At 56.9% G+C, this 22,656-nt stretch carries 19 protein-coding genes; 7 read left to right on the top strand and 12 right to left on the bottom strand.

Translation table 11 applies throughout. The features are described from left to right. Positions 1-37 precede the first annotated feature (37 nt). From QZ862_RS06250 to QZ862_RS06215, 8 genes are all read right to left on the bottom strand, one after another. Entirely contained in the window at positions 38-553 is a 516-nt protein-coding gene (locus QZ862_RS06250) for a 2'-5' RNA ligase family protein (protein ID WP_296098275.1), read from the bottom strand. Between the two features lies 1 nt (position 554). Beyond that, positions 555-806 carry a DUF2188 domain-containing protein gene (locus QZ862_RS06245; RefSeq protein ID WP_296041218.1) on the bottom strand — a complete coding sequence of 84 codons (252 nt, stop codon included), beginning with the start codon at positions 804-806 and terminating at the stop codon, positions 555-557. 81 nt (positions 807-887) lie between these two features. Further along, on the bottom strand, positions 888-1,781 hold the full coding sequence (locus QZ862_RS06240; RefSeq protein WP_296098274.1) for a DMT family transporter: 894 nt from the start codon (positions 1,779-1,781) through the stop codon (positions 888-890). Between the two features lie 243 nt (positions 1,782-2,024). Continuing rightward, positions 2,025-3,773: a chemotaxis protein gene (locus QZ862_RS06235; RefSeq protein ID WP_296098273.1), complete on the bottom strand. Its 1,749-nt coding sequence runs from the start codon at positions 3,771-3,773 to the stop codon at positions 2,025-2,027. A gap of 173 nt (positions 3,774-3,946) precedes the next feature. Next, on the bottom strand, positions 3,947-4,597 hold the full coding sequence (alkB, locus tag QZ862_RS06230; RefSeq protein ID WP_296017622.1) for a DNA oxidative demethylase AlkB: 651 nt from the start codon (positions 4,595-4,597) through the stop codon (positions 3,947-3,949). Positions 4,598-4,599: 2 nt separating this feature from the next. Further along, a complete protein-coding gene (locus QZ862_RS06225) occupies positions 4,600-5,235 on the bottom strand; it encodes a hypothetical protein (protein WP_296017316.1) in 636 nt (211 codons plus the stop codon). A 257-nt stretch (positions 5,236-5,492) separates the two neighbouring features. Further along, on the bottom strand, positions 5,493-6,485 hold the full coding sequence (locus tag QZ862_RS06220; protein ID WP_296098272.1) for an aldo/keto reductase: 993 nt from the start codon (positions 6,483-6,485) through the stop codon (positions 5,493-5,495). 88 nt (positions 6,486-6,573) lie between these two features. Beyond that, on the bottom strand, positions 6,574-7,350 hold the full coding sequence (locus tag QZ862_RS06215; RefSeq protein ID WP_296098271.1) for an SDR family oxidoreductase: 777 nt from the start codon (positions 7,348-7,350) through the stop codon (positions 6,574-6,576). A gap of 111 nt (positions 7,351-7,461) precedes the next feature. On the opposite strand from QZ862_RS06215, the gene QZ862_RS06210 reads away from it, so the two are divergent. Together QZ862_RS06210 and QZ862_RS06205 are read left to right on the top strand one after the other, a co-directional pair. Continuing rightward, entirely contained in the window at positions 7,462-8,382 is a 921-nt protein-coding gene (locus tag QZ862_RS06210; RefSeq protein WP_296098269.1) for a LysR family transcriptional regulator, read from the top strand. 95 nt (positions 8,383-8,477) lie between these two features. Further along, positions 8,478-9,203, top strand: a complete 726-nt coding sequence (locus QZ862_RS06205) for a metallophosphoesterase (protein ID WP_296098266.1) — start codon at positions 8,478-8,480, stop codon at positions 9,201-9,203. A 77-nt stretch (positions 9,204-9,280) separates the two neighbouring features. On the opposite strand, the gene QZ862_RS06200 is transcribed toward QZ862_RS06205, so the two are convergent. Next, positions 9,281-11,092, bottom strand: a complete 1,812-nt coding sequence (locus tag QZ862_RS06200) for an IlvD/Edd family dehydratase (protein ID WP_296098264.1) — start codon at positions 11,090-11,092, stop codon at positions 9,281-9,283. Between the two features lie 489 nt (positions 11,093-11,581). On the opposite strand from QZ862_RS06200, the gene ytfQ reads away from it, so the two are divergent. The 5 genes from ytfQ to QZ862_RS06175 all read left to right on the top strand — a co-directional run bounded on the left by ytfQ (position 11,582) and on the right by QZ862_RS06175 (position 17,020). Continuing rightward, complete coding sequence (gene ytfQ / locus QZ862_RS06195) at positions 11,582-12,547, top strand: galactofuranose ABC transporter, galactofuranose-binding protein YtfQ (RefSeq protein ID WP_296041242.1); 966 nt, start codon at positions 11,582-11,584, stop codon at positions 12,545-12,547. A 179-nt stretch (positions 12,548-12,726) separates the two neighbouring features. After that, on the top strand, positions 12,727-14,250 hold the full coding sequence (locus QZ862_RS06190) for a sugar ABC transporter ATP-binding protein (RefSeq protein WP_296098262.1): 1,524 nt from the start codon (positions 12,727-12,729) through the stop codon (positions 14,248-14,250). Further along, on the top strand, positions 14,250-15,293 hold the full coding sequence (locus tag QZ862_RS06185; RefSeq protein WP_296098261.1) for an ABC transporter permease: 1,044 nt from the start codon (positions 14,250-14,252) through the stop codon (positions 15,291-15,293). The genes QZ862_RS06190 and QZ862_RS06185 overlap by 1 nt, the downstream gene beginning before the upstream one ends. Continuing rightward, a complete protein-coding gene (gene yjfF, locus QZ862_RS06180; RefSeq protein ID WP_296017334.1) occupies positions 15,290-16,270 on the top strand; it encodes a galactofuranose ABC transporter, permease protein YjfF in 981 nt (326 codons plus the stop codon). Before QZ862_RS06185 ends, yjfF begins: the two co-directional genes overlap by 4 nt. 21 nt (positions 16,271-16,291) lie before the next feature. Continuing rightward, positions 16,292-17,020, top strand: a complete 729-nt coding sequence (locus QZ862_RS06175; protein ID WP_296017336.1) for a FadR/GntR family transcriptional regulator — start codon at positions 16,292-16,294, stop codon at positions 17,018-17,020. Positions 17,021-17,140: 120 nt separating this feature from the next. Here QZ862_RS06175 and QZ862_RS06170 read toward each other — a convergent pair whose 3' ends face one another. From QZ862_RS06170 to QZ862_RS06160, 3 genes are read right to left on the bottom strand one after another with little or no spacing between them, the layout of a single operon-like run. Further along, on the bottom strand, positions 17,141-20,395 hold the full coding sequence (locus QZ862_RS06170; RefSeq protein ID WP_296098258.1) for an error-prone DNA polymerase: 3,255 nt from the start codon (positions 20,393-20,395) through the stop codon (positions 17,141-17,143). After that, positions 20,392-21,909 (bottom strand): DUF6504 family protein, encoded by a 1,518-nt coding sequence (locus QZ862_RS06165; protein ID WP_296098255.1) that lies wholly within the window; start codon positions 21,907-21,909, stop codon positions 20,392-20,394. Before QZ862_RS06165 ends, QZ862_RS06170 begins: the two co-directional genes overlap by 4 nt. Then, complete coding sequence (locus QZ862_RS06160; protein WP_296017341.1) at positions 21,824-22,585, bottom strand: ImuA family protein; 762 nt, start codon at positions 22,583-22,585, stop codon at positions 21,824-21,826. Before QZ862_RS06160 ends, QZ862_RS06165 begins: the two co-directional genes overlap by 86 nt. Between the last annotated feature and the right edge of the window lie 71 nt (positions 22,586-22,656).

Here is a 22,656-nt window from a genome sequence, read left to right as displayed (position 1 = left end):
ATCTCTGTGATGGTTGCTCTGTTTCAGCCCGTACGGGCTATGTGTTTTGGCCAAAAGAGAGAAACGCGCGATGCTCCCATGGTCCACCAAGATAGTCCCATAGGTCAATTCCAAGAATGGTTATCTCACGCGGCTGAAAATGAGTACGGAGATCATCATACAGCCTGTCCGCCGACGCCTTCTCCACCTTATTCTGGACGGTGATGTGCGGCTTGAATTTCTGCCGATCCTGCGGCCCCGGCCATGAACCAAACGATTTGAAGAGGTCTGCACGCAGGTTTTTCAGTTCCGGACTGTCAATATCGAAAGCAACGCCGCCGCCCAGGTGTCTTAGACCGGATATGGACGCAACGAATGGATCACGCTGCGCCATGACCTCGTCGGCTGCCGTCAAAATATCGCAGAATACTCTGCCCGGAAGATGATGGAACATCGTGATGTGGGCATCGAGGAAGTTTCGGTGGGGCGGGAAATGCTCCCGCCTCAGTTGGTCGAAGTAGTCCATATCATCCGATGAGGCGTGCGCCGTAACGATGATGGGTGGCAAGGACATGTTACCGGTCTGCGGTATCGTCTACGACATCGGTTTCCGGCCTGTCTCCACCACTGACATGCTGCGACTGCCAACGCCCATCAGCCAACTGATACGCGATTTCCACTTCTTCTCCGCCGATCTGCTGTCGGCGCGCTGCATCCTTCGCTGCCTCCAAGGCCGTATCATGGTCGGGAAAGGTTTCTGACCAAACATCGTCAACCCGGTATGCGAAGCCGCCATCATGTTCGTCGACGTGATAAGTTACTGCCATGTGAGTCTCCTTTTGCAGGCTTTCTCAAACGTTGCGGCGACACAGATGTTCCCGCGCCCTCGATACCTTCAGCGGGTCTGCTTAAGGAACACGTTCTTTTGGCAATCTCACTGCCCGCTGCTCCCACCCGACGAGGACGAGGCTGGCGGTCACGATGATGGCGGCGCCGATGAAGACATTGATGGCCGGGATCTCAGACCAGATGAGATAGCCATAAAGGAACGCCCAGATGAGGCCAGTATACTCGACGGACGCGAGAGACGAGGCCTCCGCATGCCTGAACCCCTCGTAGAGAAGGAACTGACCAAGCGTGGAGACAAGGCCGACACCGATCATCAGAGCCCATCCTTGGCTATCAGGGCTCTTCCACAACCATGGCAACGACAAAGCGCAGGCAATACCGAAGAGTGCGCTTGTCGAATACATCTGCGTCAGCGTGGTTTCCGTTTTGCTGACAATACGGACGATAATCGTGCTCCACGCCCAGCAGAAGCCAGCCACAATGCATAGAAGCGAGGGAAGCCAATTGGGTGAATGGGTAGGATTGGCAGCGATGAGAACCCCGATAAATCCGAAGGCACATGCGATCCAGCGACCGAAGCCGACATTCTCCTTGAGAACGAAAATGGAGAGGACGACGACCATGATGGGTGCCGAGAAATACAGCGTCGTCAATTCCGCCAGACCGAGATAAAGCGACGAGCTGTAAAACAGCATCCACGCGATCAGCATCAGAGTAGCGCGCAGGACGAGCGTTCCCCGGTATTTGCTTTTCAGAATAGATGGGTGACGGTAGAAATAAGCCAGCGTCCCGGTAATGGCGACAATCACGGCACTACGTATGAACAAAATTTGCGGAACGTAATAGGTTTCAACAAGGTACTTCACCACAGCGTCCTGCATGGCAAAGCAGGCATAGCCCATAGCAGCCAGACTGATGCCAAAGAGCGGCCTGGCTTCTAAAGAATGTGTCATGCTTCTCACCGATGTTGCGAACACTGACTCGCTCACGACAGCTTTGCTACCGGAGATACCGAGCGTGATACCAAACGCGTTCTCCCTTAGGAACGCAACCACTGGATGGATCGAACATCCCGCTCCGTTTTGCAAGGCCTAAAACGTGTCGTCGTCGCAAAGCCGCCGCACGGGCTTTGTGCGACATGCTTCGAATGCCCCGTAACGGGCTTTCCCATCAATTCGAAACAGTCCCTGCAGCAATCAGAACAGCGCGTCAGCGAAAAGATCGTCGTCATCGGCTTGAGCCGACGCGGCTGCAGGTGCGGATGCCTGGCTCGACGAGTTGTTTGCTGGAAGATAACGGACGTGAACCTCGCGCTCATGCGCCATCGTATAGAGCTTGTAGACGCGCGAAGCGAACCCCTCGATCTTGTCCGCAAAGCCGGACACGTCTGCCTGGAAGCCTTCAGAAAGCTGGGCTGCAATATTGCAGCAATCGTTGAACGTCGCGCCGAGTTCGCTTTCGAAATCGAGGTTGACGACGGCTGCACTGATGCGGGTAAAGACCGCCTGTCCCTCTTCCGCCAGAGCCTGCGTTCCGTGCTCCATCCGGGATTTTGCGTTCTGGATCGACTCCAGCGCTTCGTTCAAGGGTGCGCTGAAATTTTTGGAAAGGCCCTGCCCCTGCTCCACCAGGGCCTGCGTTGCGACCTCAACGCCGCGCAGCTCTTCGACAATCGCATCTGCAGGCGTCTCAAGCTTACCGGCAAAGATACGCATTTCGCCGCTGACGACGTTGACGGAACGGCCGGCCTCGCCGAGCTTTGAGCAGCGCAGGTTCGAATTCAACGCCATGTAGTGGATATCGATCTTGATCGAGCGCAGAACCTCGATCCCGCGCAGCAGTTCCTTGGCGCTCTCGGCAACCGAGGAGACGACGCTGTCCGCTTCGCCGCTGCTTCCCTGAACCCGTTCCGCCAGTTTGCAGGCTTCGACAATATCCTTTTCCATCAGTGAAAGGACATTTTTATCCCCATTCGAGCTGCGATCGACCAGCTCGTCGCGAAGCGAGAGAATGCGAGCCGCATCATCGGTGAAGCTGGAAATACTGTTGAAAATCTTGGCACAATCGCGCTGGAAGTCTGCGGCCGTTTCATCCATCTGCGCGCTAATGAGCTGAAGGACGGCCTCGCGCAGCACAGCCTGTTCATCGTGATCGAGGGCTTCGCCTTCCGGTGAGGCAACGAACTCGCTGAGAAGCTGAAGCGTGCTCTGGATATGCTCGATGCGCTGTCGGGTGATGTCGCCGATCTGCAGGTTGGACAGTGTGGAGGCAATCTTGCCCTGCACGCCCTGAGCAATCTTTTTGACCTGCCCCGCTATTTCGGCCATTTCCCGATGCTGCTCAACGATACGAGCGGAATTCTCGTTCAGGCCCTTGATGATGGAGGGAATGGTCGATCCGAAGTCACTCAGAGTTTTCGACGAAAATGTCCGGGCGTCCGTCAGCTGAAGGCGCATTGCCTCTAGATTGGCGCCGAAACGACTGACTTCGTCGGCGCCTGACTGGATGCGTTCGCGAATTTCATCCGCGAAACCGGAAAACTCCGCAAGGCCAGCACCCGCAATTTTGACCGTAACCGCAAAGGTCTTGAGATAGCGAATGGTCTCGTGAATATCCTCGATGTGGCCACGGGTCGAACTACACATGGTTGACAACTGCTCGAAGCCGGCTTTCCGATCGCTCTCGATTTCAGGCAAATGCGCCAGATCCTTGATCGTCCTGCGCAGACCAGCCACCGTATCCTCGGTCGTTCCCTGATCGAGCGTCCCCGTGATCCCGTCGAGAATACCGATGAGATCGTTGAGCATCTCCATGACGGAAACGAGCACCGCACCGCCATCAAGAAATCGCTTCTCTATGCGTGCATGCGCAGCCGTGAGTTTGCTATTGAACTCAATCTGGCGATCCGTATCGTAAGCCCTGTTCGCTTTGAGCATCGCGTTCATCGTCGTTTCCCGATCTCTTGTTATGCTTTGACGCTAAACGGGAATAATGAAACGACCGGTAAATGCGCGCATGCGACGCCGGAAAGATCGATTTTAGAGTTAACAGCCTCATTAGAATGGTTTTGGTCACCGATCGTCTTCAAGACGTACCGCAAGCATAAAACAGCGTCAGCTCACAGGACCACGTGACGAAAGGTAAGATTGTAGCGGTAGGATCCTGCCTTCTCATGCACGCCGTTTCTCAGCGTCAACACGCCATGAAAGAAGAGCCGCGACGGCCCTCCCCAAACCACGACATCGCCGTGCTGAAGCTGATGCTTCATGACGGGATCGGTCCGTTTCGCCCCGCCGAACTGGAAAGCGACAGGCAAGCCCAGTGATACCGAGACGATCGGCATGGTGAAATCTTTTTCATCCTTATCCTGGTGCAGCGCCATTTTCGCGCCAGGCTCATACCGGTTTATCAGGCAGGCATTGGGAAGGAAGTCGGGGTAGCCCGCTTCCTCAGCAGCCGTTGTCGCAAGCGACAGAAAGCTCTGCGGCATGGGGCTCCAGTCCCGCCCGGTCAAAGGGTCCTGTTCCTCATAACGATAGCCACGCCTATCCGTGATCCAGCCATAGGTGCCGCAGTTCGTCATGGCGACGGACATCGCAAAACCACCTGGCGTCACCATGTGACGAAAGGGTGCCAATGATGAAATACGCTGGATATCGGCAAGTAGCTGGTCTGCCTGCGGAAGCGCACGTGCGCGCATCAGCACGGCACCCTCTGTCATATCCTGCCTAGCCGCCTGTGGTTCGAGCCCGGCGAAAAGATCATTCATCATCACGCAGCATCCAGGTCGGAGGTTTCAAGCGACGGGTGCAGGACGGGCCGATAGCCTGCCTCCAGCGCCTTCAATGTCGAGGGCGGCGTCAGCAGCCCATCGACGAACGGGAGCGTAGACGTCTGACGATAGCCTTCAGGGCTCCACCGATATGTATCGCCACCCGCCACGAGATAGGCTTCGCCTTGGGCTGCAAGCATTGTTCCATCCGGCAGTTCCTCCACAGGCGTGAGCAGGACATTGACGCGTTTTCGCTTCATCTGCAGCCGCTCGCGGTGCAGCGTTGCGTCAATATCGCGGATGGAACTTGCCGGAGAACCATTGCCCTTGACCCAAGCAACCATAAACTTGGAAGCCTCTTCCCGCCTGCATTGAAAGCAGGGTCTGTGTCCGGCAGCGAGCGCGGTCGCTTCATCAAGAAAGAACAGCTCAGTCCAGCTTCGTGACGCCATGACGTCACGGCGGACGTCCTTATAGCTGCAACTGCAAATCAGCCAGGATTTCGAAGCCCATCGCTTGGTGGTCAGCGTTTTTGACGCGGGATCATGGATGATGCCGCGGTTGCCGGTAAAAAGACCACGCAATGGTAGATCGAGAATATCCCCGAACGGATCGACACGGTTTTGAAGCGGCATGTCCTTCCTCCCCTGCTTTCAAAGCAACACCAACAACAGTCTACAGAAAGTAGACGGTTTTAGGGTCAGGACCCGCAACGAGACAAACATATGGTGCGTTCGCTTACTTATTCTCGGAGATTAGACGAGTTCAAAACCAGAGCGGCACTCTGCCGACCTGCGAAATAGCCAGCGTCCAGTTCTGCACCATGCACCGTTGAAAGAAGAAGAGCGCCATGTATCCGACACGAACCGGCGCTCTCATTCTCACATATTGCCTACCAGCGCTGATGAACGTGCGGAGCGATTTTCTCGCGATAAAGCGTCCGCACCTGGTCCATAATCTCTGCCGGTATTGCCGCTACACCGCTCGCCGCCGCATTTGCTGTGGCTTGGTCGCGGTTCTTCGCGCCGGGAATAACCACCGAAACGGCGTCTTCCATCAATATCCAGCGCAGCGCAAACTGAGCCATGGTGGCTTTATGGGGAACAAGCGCTCGCAATTGCTCAACCGCGTCCAGCGCGACATCATACGGGACACCTGAGAACGTTTCGCCGACATCAAATGCCTCACCGTGCCGATTGAAGTTCCGGTGGTCATCGGCGGCAAAAGTCGAGTCCTTCCCCATTTTTCCCGTCAATATGCCGCTCGCCAGGGGCACACGCACGATGACGCCGACATCGCGCCGCAAAGCCTCGGAGAAGAACAGGTCGGAGGGACGATGGCGAAACATGTTGAAGATGATCTGAACGGTCGAAACATTCGGAAAGTCGATAGCTTTAAGCGCTTCTTCGACCTTCTCTACCGATACGCCGTAGTGGCGGATTTTGCCTGCCGACACGAGATCGTCCATCGCGCCGAACACCTCAGGACGATAGTAGACTTCGCTCGGAGGGCAATGGAGCTGGACCAGATCGAGCGCCTCTACGCCGAGGTTCGATAGGCTTCGATCCACGAAGGCTTCAAGATTGGACTTTGTGTATCCGTCGGCCACGTGCGGGTTAAGCCTGCGTCCGGCCTTCGTTGCAACGATCGGTCGCTCGCCGCCGCGCTCCTTCAACACGTCACGGATGATGCGCTCAGAGCGACCGTCACCGTAAACATCGGCCGTGTCGATAAAGGTCATTCCCGCATCAAGGGCTGCATGAACGCTGGCCTTAGCGTCAGCTTCATCCACATCTCCCCAAGAACCACCGATGGCCCAGGCGCCAAAACCGATTTCCGAGATGTTCCAACTGGTGCGACCGAGGCGGCGCGTCTGAATGGTCATGAATTTACTCCAATGATAGATCGACGACCTTGGCGAGACGCCAGTCGGCAATATTTGATGACAAGAATTGGGAGGAGCATAGGTGCCTTTACGGCATGAGTTGCCCACCGTTCACTTCGATAATCTGGCCTGTGATGTAGCCGGACAGAAGTGGTGAGGCGAGAAAGAGATAGGCGCCGACGCATTCATCCGGTGTGCCGACACGAGACATCGGGACGCTTTGTCGCTGGGTATCCAGCATTTCAGCGCTCGTGTAGCGATCGTGAAAGGGCGTCGAGATGATGCCGGGTGCAACGGCGTTGACGCGGATACCATCACCGACGAACTCCTTTGCATGGCCGTGGGTGATCGTTGAGACGAAACCTTTGGCGGCAGCGTAGAGGATTGCTCCATTACCGCCGCCATTGCGGGCCGCAATCGAGGTGGTATTGATCACGAAACCCTGTCGCCGCCTCAGAAACGGAATGGCCGCGCGCGTCGCGGCGAGTACCGAGCGGGCGTTAAGGTCCATGACGCGGGCGTAATGGGCATCATCCATTTCCGTCGTTGGTACGCGACCGAGCATACCGCCAGCATTGTTGACGAGTCCATCAAGCCCACCGAGATTTTCCGCTGCGGCCTCGACAACACGTTCGCTCTCGCCGGGCTTGGACACGTCGCCCTGAATGAGGATTCCATCCCCACCTCCACGCGCTATCTCGTCGACAACCGCCTCGGCGGCGGCGGCGCTTTCATTGTAGTGGACGGCAACCCTCGCACCCTGTGCAGCAAAGGCTTTGGCCACGGCCGCGCCGATGCCCGTCGAGGCACCCGTGACGAGAATGGCTCTGTCTCTCAAATCCGGGATCTTCAATTCATGCCACATGACGTTCTCCTCCGCGCGGCTTTGTTGGACCCGACCCTATGCCTTGCAGGTCCAGAAGCAAGCTCTTATGCTTGTACAACATTCAACGATACACTGAACGGAATTCACTCCATGCCGCCGTTTTTACGGTCCGAACTGCCGGACCTTGCTGCCTTTTCGATCGTAGTACGGCGTCGCAGCTTCAAGGCGGCAGCGATCGAACTGGGAATCACCGCGTCTGCTCTCAGCCACGCGATCCGCCGGCTGGAAGAGCGTCTTGGCACGAAGCTTCTCAATCGCACCAGTCGAAGCGTCGCTCCCACGCCTGCGGGTCTACGCTTCGCCGCGCGACTGGAGGCGGGTTTCGACGAGATCGGCTCGGCACTCTCCGAGATGGACGACGTGCACGCCGGCGCGTTCGGCGAGCTTCGCCTCAATATTCCCTCAGACGCCAGTCGCCTCCTGTTAAGCCCGGTCCTTCCAAGTTTTCGCAACCTGTTGCCCGACATCCGGTTTACGGTCGTTGTGGAAAATCGACCTGTCGATATGGTGGCCGAAGGGTTCGACGCCGGGATACGATATGGAGACACTGTTCCGGAAGATATGATAGCAGTCGCCCTCACCCAACCCTTGGAGTGGGTGATCGTCGGGGCGCCGACCTATCTCGATAGGCATGGACGACCGAGACGACCCGAGGATCTTCAGCGGCATTCCTGCCTGCGTCTGCTGCTGGGCGACAACTCCGCCTTCCGATGGGAGCTTGGCAATGGAGACGCCATGTTACGGATCGACGTGCCAGGTCACTGCACGATCAGCGATACGCAAACAACGATCAATGCCGCCGCCGACGGTCTGGGTCTTGGCTATGTCTTGAAACGGCGGGCTGAAGCTGAACTGCGAGAGAAACGACTTGAGATCGTCCTGCCTGAATGGTCATCCACGGGGGCGGGCTTTCACATGTACTACCCCAGCCGACGACAAAACCACCCCGCACTGCGTCATCTGATCGAGCTTATCCGAGCGCGGGAAGGACTTCCTCCTTTGGCCCGATGAAGCCCGGCAGAGAGTTTCCCTTTGGGCGCGAAGTGCTCTAAGGCTTGAAATCGATATTACGGCTCTCGCCCTTTCTTCAGATCATATGGTCCCACATGCGCCAGAAGCTTTTCTTCTCCGAAAGACCGGAGGTCATCTATGCAGTGGGCGATGTCCACGGCTGCCTGGATCTTCTTCACATCCTGCAGGACAAGATACAGGCCGACGCTGCACGGGAGACGGGTGCGAAGTGGATCGTCATGCTCGGCGATTATGTCGATCGCGGACCGAAGTCCTCAGCCGTCCTTGAAGAATTGATCACGACAAAGCCGGACGGCATGCTGCGATTTTGCCTGGCAGGAAACCACGAGGAATCGATGCTGGATTTCATTCGCAATCCACATCGGGATCATCGCTGGCTGGAGTTTGGTGGTATCGAAACCTTGCAATCCTACGGCATTTCCTGGCTACCAGACGATAATCGACAATTACGGGCCGCAGTACAGCAAGCCATTCCGCCCCATCACATCGCATTTGCCGCCAGCCTTCCTTCGCTCATCGCAGTTCCCGGACTGTGCTTCGTGCATGCCGGGCTATTAAACGACGTTCCCATCGAACAGCAGGAGGACAAGAACCTCCTCTGGATCAGGCCAAGTCAGCAGGTAGCGCCGTCGGTGCCGAACCCATTTCTGACCGTTCACGGTCACACGCCGGTGCGCAACGTCGCGATGGTCGAAAACCGGGTGAATGTCGATACGGGCGCCTTCATGACGCGACGGCTTTCTGCAGTGAAGATCAAGCGCGACGGAGAGATTACCGTCATGACGTCAGACAGCAGATAAAGAAAAGCCGCCGGCTAAAGATCAACCGGCGGCCAAGCTGTGTATGCCGAATTGCCTCGGCATATCCAAGCGAAGATTTAGTGGTTATCGCGCGGCAGGCCCTTGGTCTGGGCGATGCGCTGATACTTGATAGCTGGCTCGAGAACGGCACCGGTTTCCATCTGGCCAACGATGCCGCGCTGGATTTCCTGCCATGGCGTCTGGTGATCCGGATATTTGTAACCACCATTGGCATTCAGCGCCTCGTAGCGCTTGGCCAGTTCTTCCGGCGAGATCAGGATATCGGCGGTACCGCGACCCACATCGATGCGAACGCGGTCGCCGGTTTGCAGAATGGCAAGACCGCCGCCTGCCGCCGCTTCAGGCGAGGCATTGAGGATAGACGGGCTGCCCGACGTACCGGACTGACGACCATCACCAATGCAAGGCAGCGAGTTGACACCTTCCTTAAGCAGGTAGTCCGGCGCGCGCATGTTGACGACTTCCGCAGCACCCGGATAGCCGATGGGGCCAGCGCCGCGCATGAAGAGAACTGTCTGCGCATCGATACCCAGCGACGGATCGTCGATGCGGTGGTGGTAATCTTCCGGACCGTCGAACACGACCGCACGGCCTTCGAAAGCCTCCGGATCGTTTGGATTGGAAAGATAGCGCTCACGGAATTCCGGGCTGATCACGCTGGTCTTCATGATGGCGGACGAGAAGAGGTTGCCACGCAGCACACGGAAGCCTGCACGCTCCTTCAGCGGACGATCGTAAGGACGGATGACCTTTTCGTCTTCGATGATCGCGCCACGGCAGTTCTCACCGATCGTTTTACCGTTGACGGTCAGGGCGTCTTCCATGATGAGGCCTTGCTCCATCAGCTGGTTGACGACCGCAGGCACGCCGCCGGCATGATAGTAGTCTTCGCCAAGATATTCGCCAGCTGGCTGAAGGTTGACGAGAAGCGGGACTTCTTCGCCGTAGGTCTGCCAGTCATCGACGGTCAGTTCGACGCCGACATGGCGAGCGAGGCCGTTAAGATGGATCGGCGCGTTGGTGGAACCGCCGATAGCCGAGTTGACGCGGATGGCGTTGATGAAGGCATCCTTGGTCATGATGTCGGACGGCTTCAGATCTTCCTTGACCATCTCGACGATGCGAAGACCCGTGAGATAGGAAATTTCCTGGCGGTCGCGATAAGGCGCAGGGATAGCCGCAGAGCCCGGAAGCTGCATGCCGAGCGCTTCGGCCAACGAGTTCATCGTGGTTGCCGTGCCCATCGTGTTGCAATAACCGGTGGACGGCGCGGAGGAGGCAACCAGCTTGACGAAGCCCTGGTAGTCGATCTCGCCCTTCGCCAGAAGTTCGCGAGCCTTCCAGACGATGGTGCCCGAACCGGTGCGTTCGCCACGGAACCAGCCGTTCAGCATCGGGCCGACGGAAAGGGCAATCGACGGAATATTGACGGTGGCCGCCGCCATGAGACAGGCAGGCGTGGTCTTGTCGCAGCCGATCGTCAGAACGACGCCGTCGAGCGGGTAACCATACAGCACTTCCACGAGACCGAGATAGGCAAGGTTACGGTCGAGACCAGCCGTCGGGCGCTTCCCGGTTTCCTGGATTGGATGAACCGGAAACTCGATAGCAATACCGCCGGCTTCCCGGATACCTTCGCGCAGGCGGTTCGCCAGCTCCAGGTGGTGGCGGTTGCAAGGGGAAAGGTCGGAACCCGTCTGCGCAATACCGATGATCGGACGATCTGACTGAAGCTCAGCCTGGCTCAGACCGAAGTTCATGTAACGCTCAAGATAAAGCGCGGTCATGTCGGCATTGGCCGGATTGTCAAACCACGCGCGCGAGCGCAGCTTTGCTTGCGGTGCGGTCAGGTTCTTAGAGTCTGTCATGATAAGGGTCTCCAGCCGGAAGTGGCGAACGGGTAGGTCAATGGGAGTGTGACGAATTCATGCTGAATCGTCGAAAATTGGGCCATCGCCACGTCTCGCGAAAACCGACGCGTCTTGCAAGGCGAACATTGGTCCGATCCTTCCAGTTCGCTCAAAAATCCGCTCACGAGCCGCACGATTCCTCCCGCCTCAATCTTTGTCTTCCCTTGCCTGATGTGAGGCAATTGAAGCATGCGGTCAATGCCGCAATCTGTTCTTTATATTCGTATTACTATTTCCGCAACGGCGGACTTGTCAAGGAACGACCCGGCCTCACCCGTTCGCTCAAGAAAAAAATATTACTAAATTAAATTGTTGAATCTAATAGCAATTTTTTAGAGTAGCTTGGCTTGAGTTAGCCTAATGCGCGATATTTTGTGAAAAGTGCCTTCCCAAAGATATTACTATATGCTGATATCGCTTCGTCAGCCGACATCATCTCTGGGAGGAATGAAGATGAAAAAAGCACTCGCGGCGGTTACCGTCGCTCTCTCCGTATGCCTCGCTTCCGGCGTATCCGCAAAGTCGCTCACTGTCGGCTTCTCGCAGATTGGCTCCGAATCGGGTTGGCGCGCGGCCGAAACCACCGTTACCAAGCAGCAGGCTGAAAAGCGTGGCATCACTCTGAAATTCGCCGATGCGCAGCAGAAGCAGGAAAACCAGATCAAGGCCGTTCGTGGATTCATCGCTCAGGGCGTTGATGCCATTCTGATCGCACCTGTCGTGGCCACCGGTTGGGATGCTGTTCTGAAGGAAGCCAAGGAAGAAAACATCCCTGTTATTCTTCTCGACCGCCAGATCGAAGCACCAGACAGCCTCTACCTGACCGCTGTGACCTCCGACCAGGTTCACGAAGGCAAGGTTGCAGGCGACTGGCTGGTCAAGGATGTCGGTTCAAAGGACTGCAACGTCGTCGAGCTTCAGGGCACGACCGGCTCTTCGCCTGCCATCAACCGCAAGAAGGGCTTCGAAGAAGCGATCGCTTCGCACAAGAACATCAAGATCACCCGCTCGCAGACCGGCGACTTTACCCGCACCAAGGGTAAGGAAGTCATGGAAAGCTTCATCAAGGCTGAAAACGGCGGCAAGAACATCTGCGCTGTCTACGCCCACAATGACGACATGGCTGTCGGCGCGATCCAGGCCATCAAGGAAGCTGGTCTGAAGCCCGGCACAGACATCAAGGTTGTCTCCATCGACGCCGTTCCGGATATCTTCAAGGCCATGGCTGCCGGTGAAGCCAACGCAACCGTCGAACTGACGCCTGACATGGCTGGTCCTGCTTTCGATGTACTCGATGCTTACCTGAAGGACAAGAAAGAGCCAAAGAAGTGGATCCAGACGGAATCCAAGCTCTATACGGCCTCTGACGATCCGATGAAGGTCTACGAAGCCAAGAAGGGCCTCGGCTACTAAGACCAATTGGGGTGAACCTCGGCTCACCCCAAAATGCTCTCATGCTTCCGTCACGACGCATTTCGCGCATGTGAGGCCATAGGCCATCTCTTCGGATGCCGTCCGACAGAAGCCGGCGATCGGAACGGTGCTTCGGCACCGTTTCCATTCACGCTCTTTCTTCAATGGAATGCTTCAGAATGTCCGAACAACCGTCCCTTCTGGAAGCACGTGCCATCGGTAAGTCCTTCCTCGGCATAACCGCTCTCGACAATGTCGACTTCACCTTGCGTGCGGGCGAAGTCCACGCGCTCCTCGGCGAGAATGGCGCCGGTAAATCCACACTCATCAAAATCCTGACCGGCGTCTATACACGCGACAAAGGAACAGTGCGTCTCGACGGCGACGAGATTTCCCCGGCCGACGTCGGTGAAGCGCAGGCTCTCGGTATCGGCACCGTCTATCAGGAGGTCAACCTCCTTGAGAATCTGACCGTTGCCGAAAATCTCTTCCTCGGTCGCCAGCCGCGCCGCTTCGGCCTGATCGACAAGCGCACGATGCGCGACGAGGCCCGGAAGCTGCTTGGTCGCTACGGCCTGAATATTGACGTCAATGCGCTGCTCTCCAGCTATTCGGTCGCCATTCGGCAGATCATTGCTATTGCCCGGGCTGTCGATCTCTCCGGCAAGGTTCTTGTTCTCGACGAACCGACGGCCAGTCTCGACAGTCACGAAGTCGAGATGCTGTTCACGGTGCTCAGACAATTGCGCGCCGAAGGGCTCGGCATCGTCATCATCACGCACTTCCTCAACCAGGTTTATGACATTGCAGACCGCGTCACCGTTCTGCGCAATGGCAAACTGGTGGGAACACGCACCATTTCAGAGCTGCCAAGAGGTGAGCTCATTTCCATGATGCTCGGGCGCGAATTGCAGAATGTCACGCATAACCGCCAGCCGTCCAACAATGATGTGGTCGAAGGGGCGCCTGCCATCCGTTTTCAAGGCTACGGCAAGCGTGGGAGCGTTGAGCCTTTCAATCTTGATATTCGACCGGGAGAAGTGGTCGGTATCGCAGGCCTCCTCGGTTCTGGCCGCAGTGAGACCGCATTCCTTCTCTTCGGCATCGACAAGCCGGAAAGCGGCACAGCCACTATCGATGGCAAGCAGGTTTCGATTCTGTCGCCGGAAGCGGCAATCGAACAAGGCTTCGGCTTCTGTCCCGAAGAGCGCAAGACGGATGGCATCATCGGTGATTTTTCCGTCGCCGATAATATCGCTCTCGCCTTGCAAGCGAGACAAGGCTGGATGCGGCCCATCTCCAAGCGTCAGAAGGCAGCGTTGGCCGACGACTTCATCAAGTCGCTCGACATTCGCCCCGCCGATCGCGAACGTCCGATCAAGTTTCTCTCCGGTGGCAATCAGCAGAAAGCGATCCTTGCTCGCTGGCTGGCAACCGAGCCTCGGCTTCTCATTCTGGATGAACCGACCCGCGGTATCGATATCGGCGCGCATGCCGAAATCCTGAAGATGATCGAGAAGCTTTGCCAGGAAGGCATGTCACTTGTCGTCATCTCCTCAGAGCTGGAAGAACTGACGGCTGTCGCCCATCGCGTCATCGTCCTGTCGGACCGTCGCCACGTTGAAGAACTCAAGGGATCCGATGTGACTGCAGAAAACATCATGAAGGCGATTGCCACGTCCGCTCACACGGAGGCCGCGTGATGAAAAGCGTGACATTGAAATTAAAGAGATTGGCGCCGCAGTTCATTGCGCTGTTCATCATTCTTGCGGCGATCACGGTGATCTCACCGGGCTTTCTCAACGTCTCCATGCAGAATGGCCGTCTTTACGGCAGCCTTATCGACATTCTGGTCCGTGCCGCACCTGTAGCGCTACTGACAATCGGCATGACACTCGTCATCGCCACCAAAGGTATCGACCTTTCGATCGGCGCTGTCATCGCGATCTGCGGTGCTGTTGCAGCAACGCTGATCAGCGCCGGGCATTCCATTCCGGTGGTGATTGCAGTTTCGCTGGCTGTTGGTATCGCCTGCGGCATCTGGAACGGTATTCTTGTTGCAGTTCTCGATATCCAGCCCATCATCGCAACCCTCATCCTTATGGTGGCAGGCCGCGGTATTGCACAGTTGATTACCGAAGGGGTCATTCTGACCTTCAACAATGACAGCTTCGCCGCTCTCGGTTCTGGCTCCTTTGCAGGCGTCCCGCTACCCGTCGTCATCTGGGTTGTGAGCGCAGTTCTGATCGGTCTTCTGGTGCGCAAGTCCGCACTCGGCTTCCTGATCGAGGCAACCGGTATCAATCGCCGCGCGGCAGCACTTGCTGGTGTCCGTGCCCGCTTCCTGCTGTTCTTCGTCTACGCAATTTCTGGACTGTGTGCGGCAATCGCCGGCCTGATCGTGACCGCTGACATTCGTGGTGCAGATGCCAACAATGCCGGACTCTGGCTCGAACTCGATGCGATCCTTGCAGTGGTCATCGGCGGCACGTCGCTCAATGGCGGTCGCTTCTCGATCACCGCGTCGCTCATCGGCGCACTGATCATCCAGACGATCAATACCGGTATTCTCGTCTCAGGCTTCCCGCCGGAATTCAACCTGATCATTAAGGCAGGCATCATCATCGTGGTCCTGACGCTTCAATCGCCGGCGCTCGTTACTTTGCTCGGCTTTGCCAAGACACCGAAAAAACAAAGTCCGGTCACGCCGGCGCCGACCGCCAACAAAGGAGAAGCAGCGCGATGATCCACACCCGCAACCTTCCCTTTTTTACTACGCTGGCGATTTTCATCATCGCCTATGCTCTTTGCGTGTCCCAATATCCTGGGATCCTTAGCACACGGGTCATCGGCAATCTTCTGACGGATAATGCATTTCTCGGCATCGCCGCGGTCGGCATGACATTCGTTATCCTGTCGGGAGGCATCGATCTGTCTATCGGCTCTGTCATCGCTTTTTCCAGCGTCTTCGTTGCAGTGCTGGTCAATGGATATGGGGTTCACCCCCTCGTCGCTTTTCTCGCGGTGCTCGTCATATCAACGATTTTCGGCAGTCTGATGGGCGTGATGATCCGCTTTCTGTCCATTCCACCCTTCGTCGTCACGCTGGCAGGCATGTTTCTGGCGCGTGGAGCGGCCTATCTCATCTCTACCGATTCCGTGCCGATCTCGCATCCCGTCATCGATGCCATCCAGGGCTTCTATATTCGTGTTCCGGGCGGAGGTCGGTTGACAGCGCTTGCCATCGTCATGCTCATCGTCTTTGCGGTGGGAATGCTTGTGGCAGCCCGCACCCGCTTTGGCGCCAATGTCTATGCGCTTGGCGGAAATCAGCAATCGGCTGAACTGATGGGCGTCCCGGTGGCAAAGACGACGATCGGCATCTACGCGCTATCGGGCTTTCTCTCCGGTCTCGCAGGCATCGTCTATACGCTCTACACGTCATCCGGTTATTCTCTGGCGACCGTCGGTGTGGAACTGGATGCGATCGCAGCCGTGGTCATCGGTGGCACGCTTTTGACCGGCGGAACAGGTCTTGTCGCCGGCACCTTCATCGGCCTGATGATCCAGGGACTTATTCAAACGTATATCGTGTTCGATGGCACGCTTTCATCCTGGTGGACTAAAATTGTCATCGGAATACTTCTGTTCATATTCATCGTTTTGCAACGCACAATCATCTGGTACTCAAACAGAAGAATGGCGGCGGCTCACCCGGCATAGCAGCAGCGAAGGAGATAGTTTTTGGGGCTACTGGAAAACACCATATCGGGACGAAAGCGGCGCAATAGCCATGCGCACGTCGTGGCGGAGCTCGGCAGCGCCATTGTTTCGGGTCTGATACCGGAGGGTTCCCTTCTTCCCAACGACGCCGAGCTTTCCCTTCGCTTCGGCGTATCGAGAACGGTGCTTCGAGAGACGATGAAAACGCTGGCCGCCAAAAGGCTTGTCGAGGCGAAAGCGAAGGTCGGCACACGCGTTCTCGACAAATCGAGCTGGAATTTCTTCGATCCCGATGTTCTGGGTTGGCGCTGCGAAGCGGGGCTGGATCCAGAATTCATCGAGCATCTGGCTGAAATTCGCCTCGCGCTTGAGCCTGCCGCAGCAGCCGCAGCAGCACGGCATGCATCCAGCGAAGACATCGTCGCGCTCTATGCGATCGCCGCGAAATTTGACAATCCCGCCCACACTGCCGAAAGCATCGCCAAGATCGACCTGGAGTTTCATCTGGCGGTCGCCAGCATTTCCGGCAATCCCTTCATGCGCTCGGCAAGCGGCTTGATCGAAGCGGCACTCGCCATCTCCTTCAAACTGTCGTCCCCCGCCTCTGCCCCAGCAACCATCGCAGAGATCGCCGCCAACCATCTTCGCATAGTCCACGCTATCGCTGCACGCGATGAAGCCGCAGCCGTGAAGGCCATGCGCCACGTCATCGAGGTTGGCAAGGACCGGATCAAAAGCGCTGTTCTATAACGCTGGCGAGAACGATGCAGCAACCGGGCTGAAAATCGCGATCGATTTTTCGAAAGAACACGACTGGTTTAGACGAAGAGACAAGGTGTCTTCTCCGGGCCCAATAAGACTCGCGGTTTTTTAGTGGAAGTTGCGGCCCTTGATGGTGATGTGGTCTTCATCACTTGTCTGGACTGATCTCGGCGGCAAGCCGCGCCTGTCTCGTGTCGGCGGACTACCATGATGGAATTCATCGCCACGCCCATGCGGTAGCGGAAACGGCTTGTCCCTCTCTCCCACGCTTCTCAGAATATCGGAAAGATCGGTTATGCGATGGGCGACGATATGGACAACTTCGCCCTCACGCTGGAGCTTGCCGTAAATCCCGACCATGCTCGCCGACAAGACGACGCGACGATACTTCTCGAAGGTCTTGACCCAGACAATCGCATTGGCAATGCCAGTCTCGTCTTCAAGCGTCATGAAGATGACGCCCTTTGCCGAACCGGGGCGCTGACGGATAAGGACGAGGCCCGCCACCTCCAGCCAGCGCCCATCGTTGGATTTATAGGCCTCAGAACATGTGATGATCCGCCTTCGGGCAAGGTCTTGGCGCAGAAAGCTCATCGGATGTTCGCGAAGAGTGAGGCCCATATGACCGTAATCCTGCACCACTTCTCCGCCTGCCGTCATAGGCAGCAAGTTTACCTCCGGCTCTTGCAACTCCTCGATCAAGGCGTTTTCTCTCGCTGCGGCCGCTGCAAAGAGTGGCAAAGGCTCGTCGCGCAATCCCTTTATGACCCATAGCGCCTCACGGCGTGAAAGTCCGAGAGACGGCAAAAACGCATCAGCCTCGGCAAGACAAACCAGCGCGGCAACCGGCACACCTGCCCGCCTCCAGAGATCATCGATAGACTGGAATGGCTTATCCTGGCGGCAGGCGATGATATCGCCGGCATGTTTGTTGGAAAGACCCTTCACCAGCCGCATGCCGAGCCGCACGGCCTCGCGGTCGGGTCCGGTCTCTTCCTCCAGCGTGCAATCCCAGCGGCTGGCATTGATGCAGACAGGTCGGACCACGACACCATGATTACGCGCGTCGCGGACAAGCTGTGCAGGCGCATAGAAGCCCATGGGCTGAGAGTTCAAAAGCGCTGCGCAAAAAATATCGGGATGGTGACACTTCATCCACGCCGATGCATAGGCAATCAATGCGAAGGACGCCGCGTGGCTTTCCGGAAAGCCATAGCTGCCGAAACCTTCCAGTTGCTTGAAGATACGCTTAGCGAAGTCTTCGCTGAATTTATTCTTCACCAAGCCCTGAACGAGCTTTTCTTGAAACTCGTTGATCGTCCCTACGTTTTTAAAAGTGGCCATGGCTCTTCGCAAACGGTCCGCGTCATTGGCACTAAAACCGGCGCATTCGATTGCTACACGCATCGCCTGCTCCTGAAAGAGAGGAACACCGAGGGTCTTTTTGAGTACGTTCTCCAGTTCAGGCCGCTCGTAGACCACCTCCTCCTTTCCCTCTCTTCGCCGAAGATAAGGATGCACCATGTCACCCTGGATCGGTCCGGGGCGAACGATTGCGACCTGTATGACTAGATCGTAAAGTCTACGTGGCTTCAGTCTGGGGAGCATCGACATCTGCGCCCGGCTCTCGATTTGAAATGTGCCGATCGTATCAGCCCTGCAGATCATGTCGTAGGTAGGCTCATCGTCGTTCTTGATGCTGGTCAACCCGAACTCTTTCCCCGTACGTTCGGTCAGCATCTCGAAGGCTCTACGCATACAAGAGAGCATGCCAAGCGCGAGACAATCCATCTTCATGAATTTGACGATATCGATATCGTCCTTGTCCCACTCGATGATCCGCCTGTCCTTCATGGCCGCGGGAAGAATGGGAACGAGTTCGTCCAGCCGGTCGTGGGTCAATACGAAGCCGCCCGGATGCTGACTGAAATGGCGAGGCGTGCCGATAAGCTGGCGCGCGAGATCAAAGGCGAGCCTGACGCGCCGATCCTCCAGATTGATGTTCAACTCCTTGGCGTGCTTCTCACCCGTCCCTTCTGTCCACCACCATATCTGCGAGGACATGAGCTTGGTCAGGTCTTCTGGAAGGCCAAGCACCTTTCCCACATCGCGGATGGCACCCTTGCCGCGATAGCAGGTGACGACAGAACAAAGCGCTGCCTTGTCAAACCCATAGTGATCGTAAATCCACTGAATGATCTCCTCGCGCCTCTGGTGCTCGAAATCGACATCGATATCCGGGGGCTCGTCGCGGTCTTCAGAAACGAAGCGCTCGAACAGAAGGTCGCTTTCCTTTGGATCAATTGCGGTAATGCCGAGAACAAAACACACGGCGGAGTTGGCCGCAGATCCCCGTCCCTGACAGAGGATCTTCATCTCCCGCGCCCGCCGGACGATCTTGTTGACGGTCAGAAAGTAGGCTGCGTATTTCTTTTTGGCGATGACGGCCAATTCATGCCGGAGTGTCTTTGCCACCTTTTCCGGCACACCATCAGGATAGCGCTTCGGCGCCTCCTCCCAAACGAAGTTTTCCAGTGCTTCCTGAGCCGTAATCCCCGGGACTTGTTGCTCGTCCGGATATTGATATTCCAATTCAGCAAGCGAAAATCGGCATTTTTTTACGATCTTTAATGTATTTTCCAGCGCATCCGGATAGGCAGAAAAAAGCCGATACATTTCCTCCGGCGGCTTCAGATAACGATCCGCATGCCGCTCGCGCCGAAAGCCGGCATCGTCGATGGTGCAGTTGTGGCGAATGCAGGTGACGACATCCTGCAACATGCGCCGACCGGGCTCGTGAAACAGAACGTCATTGGTGACGACTGTTGCCACACCGGCGCGTTGCGCCATCTGCGAAAGCTCATGAAGGCGCAGTGCATCATTGGGCCGTCGGCGCAGGCTCATCGCCACATAGGCGCGATCGACAAAATCCGCTTTTATCCTACGCAGATGACTGGCGAGGCCTTCACTCGTCTCATCTGGCAGCAGAACCACGATCATCCCTTCGCCGTAGGCGACGAGATCGCTCCATGTAAGCGAGCACTTGCCCGCCTTGCCGTCTCTCTTTCCGAATGTCAGCAGGCGGCATAGCCGACCATAGGCTTCCCTATCGGTTGGATAGACCAACACGGAGACATCCTGCGTGAGATCCAGCCTGCAGCCGACCACGAGCCGAAGCTCAAGCTCTTTAGCGATTTTGTGTGCCCGAGGAATGGCTGCAAGGCTGTTGCGATCGACAATGCCCAGCGCCTCTATGCCGAGTGCCTTGGCCTGCGCAAACAGTTCCTCGCAGGAGCTCGCGCCCCGCAGAAAGGAAAAATGCGACGTCACCTGAAGCTCGGCGTAACGGACACGCGCGCTCATGCGAAAAATCCATGCATGAACCAGTTCTGGGAGCCGGTATCGCTGTGTTCGCCATCACCGGAACGGAATATCCAGAAGCGCTCGCCGCTCTCGTTTTCCACACGGAAATAATCGCGCACCGCCGAAAGTTCACGGTCGCGCTTCCACCATTCCCCGAACACACGTTCCGGCCCATCGGCCCGCTTCACGATGTGGCGCACACCCCGCCATGTAAAATTTCTGGGAGGATGATCGGGCAGAAGCGCCACGGTCTGGATCGGCTCCGGCTTGAACAGCAGTCGCACCGGGCGGGGCCAATACTCCGGCCAGCCAGGCGCGTCTTCCACAGTCTCCGCTGGAATTCTGGCAACGGAACGCTCCGGCACATCGCTTTGAACGGCAGCATAGCGATAAACCCTGTGACCACGGTTGAGGATGATATCGACAGCCTCGCCAATATCCCCTCCAGCATCTTCCAGAAGAATGGAGCGTGTCTGTCCGGCAAGAAGCGTCTCGGCATGGGTTGCCGTGAGTATCATTTTTTCGATACCGAAACCCGGATCGATCGTCTCGATACGATCCGTGAGAAGACGTGACAATTGCTTGATATCACGTGCGGGTCTCGAGGTTCCTGCACGGATGGCCTGTAGACTGCTATCAACACGATGGAAAAGAAGATCGACACGGCGCGCACCTAAGCCGCGCTTCTCCAGATCCAGACAAAGATCAGACACAAGCTGTCTCGTGTATTTGGCGATGGTCTCGGCAGCACCGATGGGTTCGGGAAAGAAGCGCTTTACCGTCACCAGCTCCGCCACGCGGACAGGCCCTATCGGTTCCGCAAGCAGGCCATAGGCCTGATCCAGCCTGCGTCCCACTTCAGGGCCAAACCGCAAGGTAATCGGCGCACGTGGGGCGGCTGCCAGTTCTCCAATCCGGCGAAATCCTAAAACCTTCAATTCATTGACCAGATGTGCATCCAGCCGTAAGGCGGAAAGTGGCAGCGGGGCAAGAGCCTCTCTCACGCTACCTTCAGGTAAAATGGTGACGGCCTCGCGCCCGAAACGCGCAAGTGCATGAGCCGCGCCCCAGCTTTCGGCAATTGCCGCACGGGCCCTAAACCCGAGCGCATGCAAGCGATTGATCATGCCGGTCAGCATCAGCTTCTCATTGCCATGCAGATGATCGGCACCGGTTGTATCGAGTACCAGCCCATCAGGCGCATCGGGTGCAACGATGGGGGCGTAGATGCGCAAAAACCAGAAGGCCAGATCCTCCAGAGCTTTTGCATCCTCCAGCGGCTTCAGGTCTTCGACGATCAGGCCCGGCAGAATGGCCTGCGCCTTGCTAGCTGGCATTCCCGGACGCAAGCCCGCTTTCATCGCAGCGCTATCGAGAGCAGCCACAAGGCGACGGCTTGCCTGACGGGCGATCATGACGACCGGGGTCTCAACCGGCGGCGCTTCGTTCCCAAGCATTCTGCGGTATCGATCCGTCTGCCATGTCGGCAGGTATAGCGAGACGACCCTCTGCATCACAGGCTTCCACTTCGAGTTCAAAAGGTTCGCCACCCCGGACACGCAACAATTCCAGAAACCAGCGTGACCGCCCTACTCCGCGCACGGGCAACGGTGTGGAGGGGCGCATGGAAATGCGCCATCGGGTGACAGCGGCGGTCGGCTGACCGAAATCGTCCAGACCGCTCACATGGCGCCAGCGGCGAAGCGCAATCGCTGCCACGCCTGAGGCTTCCGCCGTCAGTTGTAACCGCCGTGACATATTCATAGGCAGTTTAGACACTTCCCCGATCACCGCACCAAAGCCGTTGCAGCGAAGCCCCTCCTCGAAACAGTCCAGAACACCTTTTTCGTCACGACATTCGACGATGATCAGCCGGTTATGGGAAAGCCCTGCCTGGGTGAGGGCCGGCATAAAAAGATCAGGCCGTGTCACACACCAGAGAATCTTTCCCTTCAGGCGCGCCGCAATGCCTGCGCAGAAAAGCGCAGAAGCCGCACCGTCCACGGCACCATTTCCCCCACCGCTTATCTCATGTAAGCTGCCAAGCTTCAGGCCTTGACCGGGAAGACGCTCATCGATGGCAGGAATATTGAAAGGCAGAGTCTGCTGCTGTCTGGCAGGACCTTGGGTGATCCTCTCCAGTCTTTCTCGCAATTCCTCCACAACAAGCTGTTCTGCGCGCTTCTGCATGACACGAAACTTCTCAGAGCATTCCACGCTAAAAAACTAATGTTCACTTTTTGTTCTATCATCACAAAAGA

It is taken from the genome of uncultured Agrobacterium sp., from assembly GCA_913777615.1.
GTDB lineage: Bacteria > Pseudomonadota > Alphaproteobacteria > Rhizobiales > Rhizobiaceae > Agrobacterium.
Note: the sequence above shows the minus strand (reverse complement) of the source record. Positions and strands in the feature narration are given on the sequence as shown.